This window comes from Streptomyces paradoxus, assembly GCF_014202475.1.
GTDB lineage: Bacteria > Actinomycetota > Actinomycetes > Streptomycetales > Streptomycetaceae > Streptomyces > Streptomyces paradoxus.
This window is the reverse complement of the sequence record NZ_JACHGV010000002.1, coordinates 185,876-199,898: the sequence shown is the minus strand read 5'-3', so window position 1 is coordinate 199,898 and position 14,023 is coordinate 185,876. Positions and strand designations below refer to the sequence as shown.

The following is a 14,023-nucleotide window of genomic DNA, read 5'->3' as shown; positions in this document are numbered from 1 at the left end:
CGGGATTTCACTCGGCGTGTCGACCCGCCACCGAGGGCGCCGAACCGGGCAGCGGACGCCCCGCCGACTCCGCCATGCGCCACACCGCGAAACCGCCGATCACGGCCGCGGCCATCATGTAGTACGCGGGCATCATCATGTTCCCGGTCGCGCCGATCAGGGCCGTGACCACCAGCGGGGTCGTGCCGCCGAACAGGGACACCGAGACGTTGAAGCCGATCGACAGCGAGCCGTAGCGGACCTTCGTCGGGAACAGCGCCGGCAGCGCGGAGGGCATCGACGCCGTGAAGCAGACCAGCAGCAGGCCGAGGGCGCCCATGCCGAGCGCGACCGCGAGCAGGCTGCCCTCGCGGATCAGCAGCAGGGCCGGGACCGACAGCAGCAGGAAGCCCGCGCAGCCTGCGGCGATCACCGGGCGGCGGCCGACCCGGTCGGTGAGCGCGCCGGCGAACGGCTGGGCGATCATCATCACGGCCATCACGCCGAGGACGACCAGCAGGCCGTGCGTCTCGTCGTAGTGGAGCTGGCCGGTCAGGTAGCTCGGCATGTACGACAGCAGCATGTAGTCGGTGACGTTGAAGACCAGCACCAGACCGACGCAGAGCAGCAGCGCGCGCCACTGGCCGGCGACCATCTCGCGCAGCGGCGTCTTCGGGCGGTTGTTCTCGGCCTTCTCCGCCTCGGCCGCGAACGCCGGGGTCTCCTCCAGGCGCAGCCGCAGGTAGAGGCCGATGATGCCCATCGGGCCCGCGATCAGGAACGGGATGCGCCAGCCCCAGGAGGTGAGGTCGTCGGCGGAGAGCAGGGCGGTCATGATCGTGACCAGGCCCGCGCCGGCGATGTAGCCGGCGAGCGTGCCGAACTCCAGCCAGCTGCCGAGGAAGCCGCGCCGCTTGTCGGGGGCGTACTCGGCGATGAACGTGGAGGCGCCCGCGTACTCACCGCCGGTGGAGAAGCCCTGCACGAGCCGGGCCACCAGGAGCAGGATCGGCGCGCCGACGCCGATCGTCGCGTACGACGGGATCAGGCCGATCGCGAAGGTGCCAGCCGCCATCATGATCATGGTGAGGGCGAGGACCTTCTGGCGGCCGACGCGGTCGCCGAGCGGGCCGAAGACCATGCCGCCGAGAGGGCGGACCAGGAAGGCGGCGGCGAAGGCGCCGAACGTCGACAGCAGCTGGGCGGTGGGGTTGCCCGAGGGGAAGAAGACCTTGCCCAGTGTCACGGCGATGTAGCTGTAGACGCCGAAGTCGAACCACTCCATCGCGTTTCCCAGCGCGGCCGCCTTCACGGCGCGCTTGACGAGCGCGGGGTCGGTGACGGTGGGGTCGGGGGCCTTCGCCTTGCCGGACTTCACGAGGGACGCGGGGGCGACGACTGAGGCAGTCGACAAGACTCGCTCGCCTACCTTTCGACGGGGACAGGGACGCGGTCCCGCGCGGCGGCGCTGTCGTACGGGCCGAAAAAGCGACGATAGGCGGATTTGCTCCGCTTACGGGCGGTACGCTTTTCGTTGCACACTGCACGTAAATCGTGGCTGTGCTGGTGCTTCTGCCCGGCGGAAAGCGGTTCACAACCGATCTTCGTGTGATCCATATCGCGTCCGCGAGGCCTGCTCGCGCTGCCGGTGCGCGGTCGTGACCGCCCGCGCCTTCTTCACTGGAACCACGCATTCCCCATAGGGTTCGCAGGAGGAATTCTCACATTCAGGACATGTGGGATGAACTGGCGCGAGAGGCCGACGAGGCGTGGCGAATGCGGATCACGGCGGACGACCGGCGGAAGGCTTCGGAGCGACGGCCACCGGCGGGGCTCGCACGCGCCTGCGCGCCGCCCGCCTCGGGCTGTGGCTGATCGCCGCCGTCCTCGCCGCCCGGCAGGTGGCCGTGGTCCTCGCCACCCCGCGCGGTGAGCGGCTGACGGACCTGGAGACCTGGGTCGGGCCGAACGGCGTCCTGCACGTGAACGGCTCGCTCTACGCCTCGACCCGCTTCACCGGCACGCCCTTCGGCGGGCTCGCCCTGAAGCCGCTCACCCGTTCGGCCGAACAGGCCCTCGGCTGGGGCTGGACCTTCGGCACGCTGCTGCTCGTCGTCGCCCTGGGCCTGATCGCCGCCCGCGCCCTGCCTCCGCCGGTCGGGCGCCGCACGGCACTGCTGGCCGCGCCGGTCGCCGTCAGCCTGCTGATGCTGTCCCTGCCCGTCCGCAACACCCTGTGGCTCGGCCAGACCAGCATCGTCCCGGTCCTGCTCGTCCTGCTCGGCTGCTTCACCGCCCGCGGCCAGCGCGCCAGCGGCCTGCTCATCGGTGTCGCGGCGGCACTCCAGCCCACCCTGCTGCTGTTCACCCCCCTGCTGTGGTGTACCGGCCGCAGACGCGCCGCGCTCGCCACCGGCGTCACCTTCGCCGCCTGCACCGGCATCGCCTGGGCGGCGATGCCGCACGACTCCCACCGCTACTGGGTGCACCACATGGCCGGCGTCGGCCTCGGCGGCCCGGCCGACGGCCTCGCCAACCAGTCCCTGCACGGCGCCCTGCTCCGGCTCGGCCTGAACGGCCCCCTGGAGGTCGCGCTCTTCCTGTCGCTCGGCGTGGCCGTCGCGGTTCTGGCCCTGCGCCGGGCCGTGCGCTGCTTCCGGGACGGCCAGCTGCTGCTCGCTGTCGCGATCACCGGCTGCGCTGCGATCGTCGTCTCGCCCACGGCCTGGCAGCACCAGCTGCTGTGGGTGCTGCTCACGGTCGCCGGCCGGGTCGGCAGACGGGCCTCGGACCGGTACGTGTGGCCGGTCACCGTCATCGTGGTCATGACCCTGCCGGCCAAGATGATCCTGCCGAACATGGCGTCCCTGGACCCCGTGCGGGACAACGTCGTCCTGCTGGCCGCGCTCGCCGCCGCCACCGCGGTGCCGTTCCTGTCCCGCACCTCGCCGTACTACCGGGCACCGCTGCCGGTCGCTCACGCGCCCGCCGCCCCGGCCCGCTTCCGGCACGTGCCGCCGTGGCCTGCCCTGCGCCGGGTCCTCACCCGCCCCAACCTCCTCCTGGAGCTGCTCCTCCTGCGGGTCACCTACGCCGCCTACTCCCAGGTCCGGCTCGCGGCCACCGGCGGCAGCAACTCGGCCGGGCGCGCCGAGGCCGAGGAGCACGGCAAGCAGGTCTACGACCTGGAGCGCACCCTGCGGCTGGACATCGAGCACTGGGTCAACCACACCGTGGCCGGGATCGGCTGGCTGCGGGAGTTCCTCGACCAGTACTACACGTCGTTCCACTTCATCGTCCCGCTGACCGTCCTCGCGGTCCTCTACTGGCGCCGTCCCGGCGACTACCGCTGGGCCCGCTCCGCCCTGGGCTTCGCCACCCTGCTCGCCCTGGTGGGCTTCTGGCTCTACCCGCTGGCCCCGCCCCGGCTGATGCCGACGCTCGGTTTCATCGACACCGTGCACGGCGTCCAGGACTTCTCCCGGCCCGACTACGGCACGCTCACCGCACTCACCAACCAGTACGCGGCCATGCCGTCCCTGCACTTCGGCTGGTCGCTGTGGTGCGGGGTCGTGATCGCCGTCCTGGCGTCACGGTGGTGGATGAAGGTCCTGGGCCTGCTGCACCCGCTGCTCACCGCCCTGTCGATCGTCGCGACGGCGAACCACTGGGTGCTGGACGCGGCCGGGGGAGCGGTGGTGGTGGCGGCGGGGTTCGGGCTCACGTACCTGCTCTCCGGCCCCCGGGCCGCCACCGCCGCGGCGGCCGAACGGGAACCCGTGCCGGCCCGAAAGACCGTACGCGGGTGACTGGTTGACGGCGCAACCTGCCCGAGATGCAACCCGGGTGAGGGCCGCGCACGATGAGATGGAAGAGCACCCTCTCTGGAGGTGATCGGGATGCGACGTGTCCTCACCGCCGTAGCGGCGCTGGCACTTCCCATGTCCCTCGCGGCAGCACCGGCCGTGGCTTCGGCGACCGACACCGTCAAACCAGCCCAGGTCGCAGACAAGTCGAATCGTCCAGCAGTCCTCGTGGCCCAAGGGCCGGACGACGTCTGCGACTTCACCGACAGCCGGCCGAGCCTTCGTCTGGGATCGTCCGGGGCGGCGGTCCAGCAAGCCCAGTGCTACCTGAACCAGGCGATCGGCGCGGGCCTGGACGAGGACGGAGACTTCGGCCGAGTCACGCAGTCCGCGACTCGCGCCTTCCAGCAGTGCGCCGGCATCGTCGTGGACGGTCGCATCGGGGCGCAGACCTGGTCGTTCCTCTCCTTCTGGGCCAACGCGCCGGGCGCTCCCTTCTGTTAGCGGGCCGCGCATTCGAACCACACGGTCTTCCCGCCCGCGGACCACGGCGACACGCCCCACTTGTCCGCCATCGCGTCCAGCAGGAGCAACCCTCGGCCGTTCTCGGCCTCCGTGTCCAACCCCTCCGGTGCGCACGGCAGTTCATCGCTGCCGTCCGTGACCTCCACTCGCACGCCCGTGGGCTGCCGCAGCAGCAGTAGTGCGCAGCGCCGGTCCGGGACGTGCCGTACGACGTTGGCGAGCAGCTCCGTCACGCCCAGCTCCACGGCGTCCGACAGCTCGGGCATGCGCCACTCCTCGAGGAAGGAGCGGACGATGCGGCGGACGTGCCGGGGGGCGTGCGAGCCGACGGTGAGGCGCATCGCGTACTGGGCGGGAATGTATTCGTTCACGAGACGAGGCTGACGTGCGGTGACTACCCTCGGCTACGGAACGGATACAACCGGTTCCTTTGTGGACCGGGTTGCGTGAGAGGGGCTTCTGCCGTGACCCACATCAACGCCCTTGACCCGGGCGCGTCGCCGCTCGACTACTACGGCTTCGAGCTCCGGCGGCGCAGGGAGGCCGCCGGGCTGACGCAGCGGCAGTTGGGGGACATCCTCAACTACACGGGCTCCCTGGTGGGCCAGATCGAGACGGCGCGGAAACTTCCGACGCCGGAGTTCAGCGAACGGGCGGATGCGGCGCTGGGAACCGACGGTATGTTCTCCCGGCTCGTCGAGTTGGTGTTGCGGAGTCGGCTTCCGGCGTGGTTTCAGCAGGTGGCGGAGCTGGAGGGCAGGGCTCTGGAGATCTGCACGTTCCAGACCCACGTGGTGCACGGGCTCCTCCAGGCACCCTCGTACGCCCGTGCCGTCCTGGGAGTGCTGGATCAGACCGACCTGGATGATCGCACTGCCGTACGGCTGGCCCGCCAGCGCATCTTCGAGAAGGAGATGCCCCCGGTCCTGTGGATGGTCATCAGCGAGGCGGCGCTGCACCAGGAAATCGGCGGTGTTGAAACCATGCGGGGTCAACTGGGCCACCTGTTGGCTTTTGAGCGCAACTCCCGGATCAACATCCAGGTGCTCCCGTTTTCGGCCGGTGCGCACGTCGGGCTTCAAGGCGCATTCAACCTCTACCGCTTCGAACGCGACCCGGACATTGTCTATACCGAGGGGTACGGCATCGGGCATCCGACTGCAAACCCGAACACCGTCAAGGACTGCTCGCTCCGTTACGATCACCTTCGGGCCGCCGCGCTTTCCCTCAAGGACTCGGCGGAGTTGATCCGGCGCGTAATGGAGGAACGCTATGGCCAGCAAGGTGGGGACCCTGTGGCGTAAGTCCAGCTACAGCGGTGACCAGGGCGGTGATTGTGTAGAGGTCGCCGAAGGCTCTGCCGTCATCGCGATACGCGACAGCAAGAACCCGGCGGGACCGATGCTCACCCTCGATCCCGCCGCGTTCACGACCTTCGTCAACTGGGCCTCTACAACCGCTGAATGATCGTGCCGGTGGCCAAACCGCCCCCGGCGCACATGGTGATCAGCGCGAACTCCTTGTCCGCGCGCTCCAGTTCGTGAAGTGCCGTCGTGATGAGCCGGGCCCCGGTCGCTCCCACCGGGTGCCCGAGCGCGATCGCGCCGCCGTTGACGTTCACCTTCGACAGGTCCTGGTCGAAGACCCGGGCCCAGCTCAGTACGACCGACGCGAACGCCTCGTTGATCTCCACGAGGTCGATGTCCTTCAACGACATCCCGGCCTTGCCCAGCACGGCGTTCGTCGCGTCGATCGGGCCGTCGAGGTGGAAGTGCGGGTCGGAACCGACCAACGCCTGGGCCACGATCCGGGCCCGGGGCCTCAGCTTCAGCGCCCGGGTCATCCTCTTCGACGCCCACATGACCGCCGACGCCCCGTCGGAGATCTGCGACGAGTTGCCGGCCGTGTGCACCGCCGTCGGCATGATCGGCTTCAGGGCGGCCAGGGCCTCCGCCGTCGTGTCGCGCAGGCCCTCGTCCCTGTCGACCAGGCGCCACATGCCCTGCCCGGCGTGCTGCTCCTCCTCGGTCGTGGGGACCTGGACCGCGAACGTCTCCCGTTTGAAGCGCTCCTCCGCCCAGGCGTGGGCGGCCCGTTCCTGCGAGGCGAGACCGAGCGCGTCGACGTCCTCGCGGGTCAGGCCCCGGTGCCGGGCGATGCGCTCGGCCGCCTCGAACTGGTTGGGCAGGTCGACGTTCCACTCGTCGGGGAACGGCTTGCCCGGCCCGTGCTTCGAGCCCGACCCCAGCGGCACCCGCGACATCGACTCCACCCCGCACGAGATGCCGACGTCGATCACGCCCGCCGCGACCAGGTTGGCCACCATGTGCGAGGCCTGCTGGGACGACCCGCACTGCGCGTCGACGGTCGTCGCGGCCGTCTCGTACGGAAGCCCCATGGTCAGCCAGGCCGTGCGCGCGGGGTTCATGGACTGCTCGCCGGCGTGTGTGACCGTACCGCCGACGATCTGCTCCACGCAGTCGGCTGGGATGCCGGTGCGGCCGAGGAGCTCGCGGTAGGTCTCGCCGAGGAGGTAGGCGGGGTGCAGGTTGGCGAGCGCGCCGCCGCGCTTGCCGATGGGGGTGCGTACGGCTTCGACGATCACGGGTTCGGCAGCCATGGGTGCGGGTCCTCTCCGGGAGGCTCAGCGGAACTAGTACGCGTTCTAGTTCTGTCAGTAGTGTGCTGAGGGCCGCTCGGTGACCGCAATAGTCGTGCGGGCAATTGGCAGGCCCACGCCTCTTGCTACTTGTAGAACCCGTTACTACCGTCACCGCAACTCCGCACAGCTGATGGGCCGTCAGACCTCAGAGTCGGTACGAGTGGTGGGAGCCGCCCATGCCCTGTCCCGCGCTGCCCGACGGGTTCGACTTCACCGACCCCGATCTGCTGCACCACCGCGTGCCCCTGCCGGAGTTCGCCGAGCTGCGCCGGGCCGAACCGGTCTGCTGGGTGCCGCAGCGGGCCGGTCTCGCCGGCTTCCGGGACGAGGGCTACTGGGCCGTCACCCGGCACGCCGACGTCAAGTACGTCTCCACGCATCCCGAGTTGTTCTCGTCGTCCCTCAACACGGCGATCATCCGCTTCAACGAGCACATCGAGCGCGACGCCATCGACGCACAGCGGCTGATCCTGCTGAACATGGACCCGCCGGAGCACACCCGGGTCCGGCAGATCGTGCAGCGCGGGTTCACGCCCCGGGCGATCCGGGCACTGGAGGACCGGCTGCGGGCGCGGGCCCACTCCATCGTCGAGAACGCCCGCGCGCACACCGGGCCGTTCGACTTCGTCACCCAGGTCGCCTGCGAACTGCCCCTCCAGGCGATCGCCGAGCTCATGGGTGTCCCGCAGGAGGACCGGGACAAGATCTTCGACTGGTCCAACAAGATGATCGCGTACGACGATCCCGAGTACGCCATCACCGAGGAGGTCGGCGCCGAGTCGGCCACGGAGATCATCGCCTACGCGATGAACATGGCCGCCGACCGCAAGCAGTGCCCGGCGCACGACATCGTCACGCAGCTCGTCGCGGCGGAGGACGAGGGCAACCTGAGCTCCGACGAGTTCGGCTTCTTCGTGCTGATGCTGGCCGTCGCGGGCAACGAGACCACCCGCAACGCCATCACCCACGGCATGCACGCCTTCCTCACCCACCCCGGACAGTGGGAGCTGTACAAGAGCGACCGTCCGGAGACGGCGGCCGAGGAGATCGTGCGCTGGGCGACCCCCGTCGCCGCCTTCCAGCGCACGGCCACCGAGGACACCGAACTCGGCGGCAAGCGCATCCGCAAGGGCGACCGGCTGGGCCTGTTCTACGCCTCGGCCAATCACGACCCGGAGGTCTTCGACGACCCGGACACCTTCGACGTCACCCGCGATCCCAACCCGCACCTCGGTTTCGGCGGCGGCGGACCGCACTACTGCCTCGGCAAGTCCCTCGCGGTGCTGGAGATCAACCTCATCTTCAACGCGATCGCCGACGCCATGCCCGGGCTGAGGCTGGTCGGGGACCCGCGCCGGCTGCGGTCGGCGTGGATCAACGGGGTGAAGGAGCTTCCGGTGAGTACGGGCTGACGTACCGCGCCGGACATGGCGCAGGCGACGGCCCCGGGGATCTGGGGGCCGTCGCCTGGTCGTCCAGGGAAACAGGGCCCGCCCGTACCGGCAAAGCCCTGTCCTACTAGGCCGGGCCGCATGTCAGGCGCGGCACCGGCGGTGTGACCGGGCCCGCGTTCCTACGGCCCTGCTTCGTACGTGACGTGGGTCATGTGGGGGGCCTCACTGCCGGGGCGCCTCGAACGTGACGGGCGTCTCGAAGGCCGCCCGGCGGGTCGCCCGGCGCAGTGCCCTGAGCACGGCCGGGCCGAGCGTGAGAGTCAGGACGACCGTGACGACGGCCCGTCCCAGGTCCCAGCCGAGCGACGTGGTGACGCAGTAGGCGACGAAACGGGCCAGGTTCGTGGCGACCGGCGCGTGCGGGTCGAAGGCCACGTTCGAGGCGAGGGCGCTCATGAAGGGCCAGCCCGCCATGTTCATCACCGTGCCGTAGGCGAACGCGGCGAGGAAGCCGTAACCGGCGAGCATCGCGAGTTCGGCCCGGCCGCGCAGCCGGTCCGGGCCCGGCAGCAGGCCCGCGCCCATCGCGAACCAGCCCATCGCCAGCATCTGGAACGGCAGCCACGGCCCGACCCCGCCCGTGAGCAGCGCGGAGGCGAACATGGTCACCGAGCCGAGGACGAACCCGAAGCCCGGGCCGAGCACCCGGCCGCTCAGCACCATCAGGAAGAACATCGGCTCGATCCCGGCGGTACCGGCGCCGATCGGCCGCAGGGCCGCCCCCGTGGCGGCCAGCACGCCGAGCATCGCGACCGCCTTCGGACCCAGCCCGGACTCCGAGATCGCCGCGGCCACGACCGCCACCAGCAGCACCAGCAGGCCCGCGAAGAGCCAGGGCGCGTCCTGCGCGTGCGCGCTGAGCCGCGACGTGGGCGGGGCGAGGAAGGGCCAGCCGAAGCCGCCGACGCCCACCGCGCTGACCAGGGCCAGGGCGGTGAGGGAGCGGGGGCCGAGGCGGACGGCCCGGGCCTGCCGCTGAGCGGGCCCGCGGGTGGCCGTCTTCAGGCTCATCGGCCGCTCTCCCGGAGGGCCGCGCGGACCTCGGTGACCGTGAGCCAGTGCTGGGGCGCCAGGATCTTGGTGACCTGCGGGGCGAAGGACGGCGAGGAGACCACGACGTCCGCCGTCGGTCCGTCCGCGATCACCTCGCCCTCGGCCAGCAGCACCACCCGGTGGGCGATCTCCGCCGCGAGCTCCACGTCGTGCGTGGCCAGGACGATGGCGTGCCCCTCGGCGGCCAGCGCGCGCAGCACCGTGACCAGCCGGGCCTTCGCCGCGTAGTCCAGGCCCCGGGTCGGCTCGTCCAGCAGGAGCAGCGGGGGCCGGGCGGTCAGCACGACGGCCAGGGCGAGCGCGAGCCGCTGCCCCTCGGAGAGGTCCCGGGGGTGGGTGCCGTCGGTGACGCCGGGCAGCAGCTCGGTGACCAGGGCGCGGCAGGTGCCGGGGTCCGCTCCGGCGTCCCGGTCGGCCGCCGCGCACTCGGCGGCGACGGTGTCGGCGTAGAGCAGGTCGCGCGGCTCCTGGGGGACCAGGCCGACCTTGCGGACGAGGTCCTTCGGCGGGGTGCGGTGGGGTGTGGCATCGCCGAGGAGGACGGTTCCGGAGCTGGGTTTGACGAGGCCGACCAGGGAGTTGAGCAGGGTGGACTTTCCGGCGCCGTTGCGGCCCATGAGGGCGATGGTCTCGCCGGGGGTGATGGTGAGGTCGACGTGGCTCAGGGCCTGGACGCGGCCGCGGAGTACGGAGAGGGCTTCTGCTCGGCCTACGGGGGTGGGGTGTGCGGATCGCTTGCGGGCGCGGGTTGTCCGTGGCTTGTCGCGCGGTTCCCCGCGCCCCTTGTCAGGGGCGTTGCGCAGCTGTTGCTTCAGGTCTCCTGCCCTGCGCCGGGCGTCGCGGACCGTCAGGGGCAGAGGGGTCCAGCCCGCCAGGCGGCCCAGGGCCACCACCGGGGGGTACACCGGGGACACCGCCATCACCTCGGCCGGGTCGCCCAGGAGCGGGGAGGCGCCCGGGGCGGGCAGGAGGACGACCTGGTCGGCGTACTGGATGACGCGTTCCAGACGGTGTTCGGCCATGAGGACCGTCGTGCCGAGGTCGTGCACGAGCCGCTGGAGGACGGCCAGCACCTCCTCGGCGGCCGCCGGGTCCAGCGCGGAGGTCGGCTCGTCCAGGACGAGGACGCCCGGGTGCGGGGTGAGGACCGAGCCGATCGCGACGCGCTGCTGCTGGCCGCCGGAGAGCGTGGCGATCGGCCGGTCACGCAGGCCGGCGAGGCCCAGCAGGTCCAGCGTCTCCTCGACGCGGCGGCGCATCACGTCCGGGGCGAGGCCCAGCGACTCCATGCCGTAGGCCAGTTCGTCCTCGACGGTGTCCGTGACGAAGTGGGAGAGCGGATCCTGGCCGACCGTCCCCACGACGTCGGCCAGTTCGCGCGGCTTGTGGGTGCGGGTGTCGCGGCCGGCGACCGTGACCCGGCCGCGCAGGGTGCCGCCGGTGAAGTGCGGGACGAGTCCGCTGACCGCGCCCAGGACGGTGGACTTGCCGACGCCGGACGGACCCGCCAGCAGGACGAGTTCGCCTTCGGGGACCTCGAAGTCGATGCCCTGGACGGTGGGTTCGGCGGCCCCGTCGTAGGTCACGGAGACATCCTCGAAGCGGATCACGACAGCTCCTTGGGATCAGGGGCGACGAACGCGGGCACCAGGCCGAGCAGGACGGCCGCGGCCGGCCAGAGGGGGAGGGTGGGGGCGACCAGCGGGACCACGCCCGGGTGGAGGGCCGCGGGGTCACGGGCCGCGGCGAGGGCGAGCAGGGCCGCCACCGCGACGCCGGAGGCGACGACCAGCCAGGCGCGCACGTCCCAGCGGTCCGGGCGGTAGCGGGTGCGCAGGGACCGGCGGCCGCCGAGCTTGAGGCCCGCGAGGGCGGCGGCGAGACCCGCGAGGAGGACGGGCAGACCGTAGGCGGCGCCCTCGGCCGTGAGGAGACCGTACGTTCCCGCGCAGACGCCGAGCAGGCCGCCGAGGGTGAGGGCGGCGGTGGTACGGCGTACGGCGGGCGGGACCTGGGCGGTACGGCCGTAGCCGCGGGCGTCCATCGCGGCGGCCAGGGCGACGGAACGCTCCAGCGCGCCCTCCAGGACCGGGAGCCCCACCTGCAGCAAGCCCCGGACGCCCTGGTCCGGGCGCCCGCGCAGACGGCGCGCGGCGCGCAGCCGCTGGACGTCGGCGATGAGGCTCGGGGCGAAGGTGAGGGCGACGACGACCGCGACGCCCATCTCGTACAGGGCGCCCGGGAGGGACTTGAGGAGACGGGAGGGGTTCGCGAGGGCGTTCGCGGCGCCCACGCAGATGAGGAGCGTGGCCAGCCGCAGACCGTCGTACAGCGCGAAGGTGAGGGCCTCCGCGGTGACCTCGCCGCCGAGCCGGATGCCCTGGGCCCAGGCGGGGAGGGGCAGTTCGGGGAGGGTGAGGAGGGTGTTCGTGCCCGGGATGGGGGAGCCGAGGACGATCGCGAAGCCGAGGCGGATGAGGATCACCGCGAGGGCGAGCTTGACGAAGGCGCCGTAGGAGCGGGACCAGGGGGTGTCGGGGCGGCGGGTCGCCACGACGTACGCGGAGACCGAGATGAGGAGCGCGAGGAGCAGGGGGTTGGTGGTGCGGGTGGCGGCGGTGCCGAGCGCCAGCGCCCAGAGCCACCAGGCGCCGGGATGCAGCTGGGCCCGGCCGCGACGCCGAGGGCCGCTATCCACGCCGCCGTACCTGCCAGATCGCCGCGCCGCCCAGGACCACCACCACGGCGATACCGCCGATCAGGCTGAGGGACGGCCCGTCGTCCGAGGGGGAGTTCTGCTCCGCGGCCGGCTTGTGCTCTCGCTGCTTCCGGGAGACCTGCTCGCCACAGCCCTTCCGCGGATAGCCCGAGATCGCGCACAGCAGGGCGTTGGTGTCGTAGCGCAGCGGCTCGGCCACCGCCGCCAGGGCCTCGGCCGTCGTCGCGTCGGGGGAGACCCGGGCGCAGGCCGTGCGGGCGGCGGGCGGGGATTCGCCCCCGGGGGCGTCCGACGGTGTGCCGAAGTCGATGACCAGGGCCACCCGCTTCCTGCCGTCCTGCGCGGGCGTCTTCGCGCAGATCGTCGCGAAGTCGGCGGTGCCGCGCGGCCGGACCGCGCTCGCGGAGTCCTCGCTCACCGCGAAGCGGAAGCCCTGGACGTCGCCGTCGGAGGGGCGGGCCAGGGACGGGCCCTGGGTGGCGTAGACCCAGCGGCCGGCGTCGCGCTCCCAGAACGACCAGTACCGGTAACCGGCGGCCTGGGCCTGGCCCGCGCCCGCGCACAGCAGGAGCGAGGCCAGGAGGAGGAGAACGGCCCGGCGGATCACAGCTGCTGCTGCTTCTTGCGGCCGGTGAACAGGAACCCGATGCCGATGCCGGCGACCAGGCAGACGCCGACGTACCACCAGACCCCGAAGAAGTCCGAGCCGGAGTCCTCCTTCTCGTCCGCGGCCTTGGTCCCGTTCTTCCCGGCGGCCTGCGGGGCCGGGCCCGTCGCGCCCAGCTGCTTGACGAGGTCCGCGCCGCCGAAGTCACGCGGGTTCGTGCCCGTCGCGTGGGCGGCGAAGATCAGCTGGGCGTAGGCGGCCGGACCGCTCTGGGCGGCCCAGGACGCGGAGTTCTTCTCCAGCCACCGCACGGACTTCTCCGCCTGCGCGGTGTCCCCCCGCGCGGCGAGCGCGACGACCGCGTCGGCGGTGTTGCCGAAGTCGGGCTGGGGCTCGGCACCGGCCAGGGCGGACATGAGGTGGTTGTCGTCCTTGGCGAGGGCGGCGGTGAGGTAGCCCGCGCCGTTCGCCGCCGCCTGCTGCGGCGTCGTGGCCTTCTCGCAGGCCGCGTCGGACTTCTTGCCGGGCTCGACGACCATGCCCTTGTCCAGGGCGCCGAGTACACCGGCCGCCGTGGCGTCCGCGTTGGCGGCGAGCCGGCCCTTCTTGTCCGGCTGGAACGCGAAGGCGCCGTCGCCGTCGCCGCCGCAGGGCAGGGCGAGCTTCAGCAGCGCGTCGTGGGGCGACTTGCCGTCCTTCTCGACCTGGTCCGGCTTCTCGCCCGCGGCGGCGAGCGCCCCTATGACGATCGACGTCGAGTTGGTGTCGCTGGCCCCGCCGGGCGAGTAGCCCCAGCCGCCGTCCTCGTTCTGTACGGACTTCAGCCAGCCGACGGCCTTGCGGGTGGTGCCGTCGTGCCCGCCGAGCGCGGTGAGGGCCTGCACGGCGGCGGACGTGGCGTTGGTGTCGAGCATGGTCTTGGCGTCGCACGCGGTGGTGGGGTCGGGGCGGTAGGAGGCGAAGCCGCCGTCCGCGCACTGCTGGCGCACCAGCCACTGCACGGACTTCTCCGCCGGCTTCACCCCCACGGTGTCCTGCGCGAGCAGCGCGAGCGACTGGCGCCAGACGCCGTCGTACTTCGGGTCGGAGTCGCCGTACAGGGCGGAGGGGAACGCCTGGGACGGCGACGGGGACGGGGCGGCGGCGGCCGGGGTGGCGGCGCCGATCACGGCGGTGGCGGCCAGGACCGCGGCGCTGCGGCGGACGTTCATGATCGGC

Annotated in this window: 13 protein-coding genes; 5 read left to right on the top strand and 8 right to left on the bottom strand. The window is 71.9% G+C overall.

The annotated features are described in order from the left end of the window. Positions 1-7 precede the first annotated feature (7 nt). Positions 8-1,393, bottom strand: a complete 1,386-nt coding sequence (gene proP, locus HNR57_RS05875) for a glycine betaine/L-proline transporter ProP (protein WP_184557210.1) — start codon at positions 1,391-1,393, stop codon at positions 8-10. Positions 1,394-1,748: 355 nt separating this feature from the next. Between proP and HNR57_RS05870 the strand changes: the two genes are divergently transcribed. Together HNR57_RS05870 and HNR57_RS05865 are read left to right on the top strand one after the other, a co-directional pair. Then, on the top strand, positions 1,749-3,788 hold the full coding sequence (locus tag HNR57_RS05870) for a bifunctional glycosyltransferase 87/phosphatase PAP2 family protein (RefSeq protein ID WP_184557207.1): 2,040 nt from the start codon (positions 1,749-1,751) through the stop codon (positions 3,786-3,788). Between the two features lie 90 nt (positions 3,789-3,878). Continuing rightward, positions 3,879-4,289 carry a peptidoglycan-binding domain-containing protein gene (locus HNR57_RS05865; protein WP_184557204.1) on the top strand — a complete coding sequence of 137 codons (411 nt, stop codon included), beginning with the start codon at positions 3,879-3,881 and terminating at the stop codon, positions 4,287-4,289. Here HNR57_RS05865 and HNR57_RS05860 read toward each other — a convergent pair. After that, positions 4,286-4,681: an ATP-binding protein gene (locus tag HNR57_RS05860; protein WP_313672953.1), complete on the bottom strand. Its 396-nt coding sequence runs from the start codon at positions 4,679-4,681 to the stop codon at positions 4,286-4,288. The genes HNR57_RS05865 and HNR57_RS05860 overlap by 4 nt on opposite strands. 93 nt (positions 4,682-4,774) lie before the next feature. Here HNR57_RS05860 and HNR57_RS05855 point away from each other — a divergent pair, with 93 nt between their 5' ends. After that, a complete protein-coding gene (locus tag HNR57_RS05855; RefSeq protein WP_184557201.1) occupies positions 4,775-5,614 on the top strand; it encodes a helix-turn-helix domain-containing protein in 840 nt (279 codons plus the stop codon). Then, a complete protein-coding gene (locus HNR57_RS05850) occupies positions 5,583-5,777 on the top strand; it encodes a DUF397 domain-containing protein (protein WP_184557198.1) in 195 nt (64 codons plus the stop codon). Before HNR57_RS05855 ends, HNR57_RS05850 begins: the two co-directional genes overlap by 32 nt. Here the strand turns inward: HNR57_RS05850 and HNR57_RS05845 are convergent. Next, positions 5,761-6,930 (bottom strand): steroid 3-ketoacyl-CoA thiolase, encoded by a 1,170-nt coding sequence (locus tag HNR57_RS05845; protein ID WP_184557195.1) that lies wholly within the window; start codon positions 6,928-6,930, stop codon positions 5,761-5,763. The two genes, HNR57_RS05850 and HNR57_RS05845, sit on opposite strands and share 17 nt — an antisense overlap. 218 nt (positions 6,931-7,148) lie before the next feature. On the opposite strand from HNR57_RS05845, the gene HNR57_RS05840 reads away from it, so the two are divergent. Beyond that, positions 7,149-8,384: a cytochrome P450 gene (locus HNR57_RS05840; RefSeq protein WP_184557181.1), complete on the top strand. Its 1,236-nt coding sequence runs from the start codon at positions 7,149-7,151 to the stop codon at positions 8,382-8,384. 204 nt (positions 8,385-8,588) lie between these two features. Here HNR57_RS05840 and HNR57_RS05835 read toward each other — a convergent pair whose 3' ends face one another. Genes HNR57_RS05835 through HNR57_RS05815 form a run of 5 tightly spaced genes read right to left on the bottom strand, consistent with a single transcriptional unit; the run spans position 8,589 to position 14,016 of the window. Next, on the bottom strand, positions 8,589-9,437 hold the full coding sequence (locus HNR57_RS05835; RefSeq protein WP_184557178.1) for an ECF transporter S component: 849 nt from the start codon (positions 9,435-9,437) through the stop codon (positions 8,589-8,591). Next, positions 9,434-11,089, bottom strand: coding sequence for an ABC transporter ATP-binding protein (locus HNR57_RS05830; RefSeq protein ID WP_184557175.1), 1,656 nt, complete (start codon positions 11,087-11,089; stop codon positions 9,434-9,436). The genes HNR57_RS05835 and HNR57_RS05830 overlap by 4 nt, the downstream gene beginning before the upstream one ends. Continuing rightward, positions 11,086-12,177 carry an energy-coupling factor transporter transmembrane component T gene (locus HNR57_RS05825; RefSeq protein ID WP_184557172.1) on the bottom strand — a complete coding sequence of 364 codons (1,092 nt, stop codon included), beginning with the start codon at positions 12,175-12,177 and terminating at the stop codon, positions 11,086-11,088. Before HNR57_RS05825 ends, HNR57_RS05830 begins: the two co-directional genes overlap by 4 nt. Further along, on the bottom strand, positions 12,170-12,805 hold the full coding sequence (locus HNR57_RS05820; RefSeq protein ID WP_184557169.1) for an SCO2322 family protein: 636 nt from the start codon (positions 12,803-12,805) through the stop codon (positions 12,170-12,172). Before HNR57_RS05820 ends, HNR57_RS05825 begins: the two co-directional genes overlap by 8 nt. Beyond that, positions 12,802-14,016, bottom strand: a complete 1,215-nt coding sequence (locus tag HNR57_RS05815; protein ID WP_184557165.1) for an SCO2321 family membrane protein — start codon at positions 14,014-14,016, stop codon at positions 12,802-12,804. Before HNR57_RS05815 ends, HNR57_RS05820 begins: the two co-directional genes overlap by 4 nt. Positions 14,017-14,023 lie beyond the last annotated feature (7 nt).

Bases quoted from the DNA above. Each gene is read 5' to 3' on its own strand.
- HNR57_RS05865 (WP_184557204.1), top strand. From the start codon at position 3,879: ATGCGACGTGTCCTCACCGCCGTAGCGGCGCTGGCACTTCCCATGTCC.
- HNR57_RS05850 (WP_184557198.1), top strand. From the start codon at position 5,583: ATGGCCAGCAAGGTGGGGACCCTGTGGCGTAAGTCCAGCTACAGCGGT.
- HNR57_RS05845 (WP_184557195.1), bottom strand. From the start codon at position 6,930: ATGGCTGCCGAACCCGTGATCGTCGAAGCCGTACGCACCCCCATCGGC.
- HNR57_RS05840 (WP_184557181.1), top strand. From the start codon at position 7,149: ATGCCCTGTCCCGCGCTGCCCGACGGGTTCGACTTCACCGACCCCGAT.
- HNR57_RS05835 (WP_184557178.1), bottom strand. From the start codon at position 9,437: ATGAGCCTGAAGACGGCCACCCGCGGGCCCGCTCAGCGGCAGGCCCGG.
- HNR57_RS05815 (WP_184557165.1), bottom strand. From the start codon at position 14,016: ATGAACGTCCGCCGCAGCGCCGCGGTCCTGGCCGCCACCGCCGTGATC.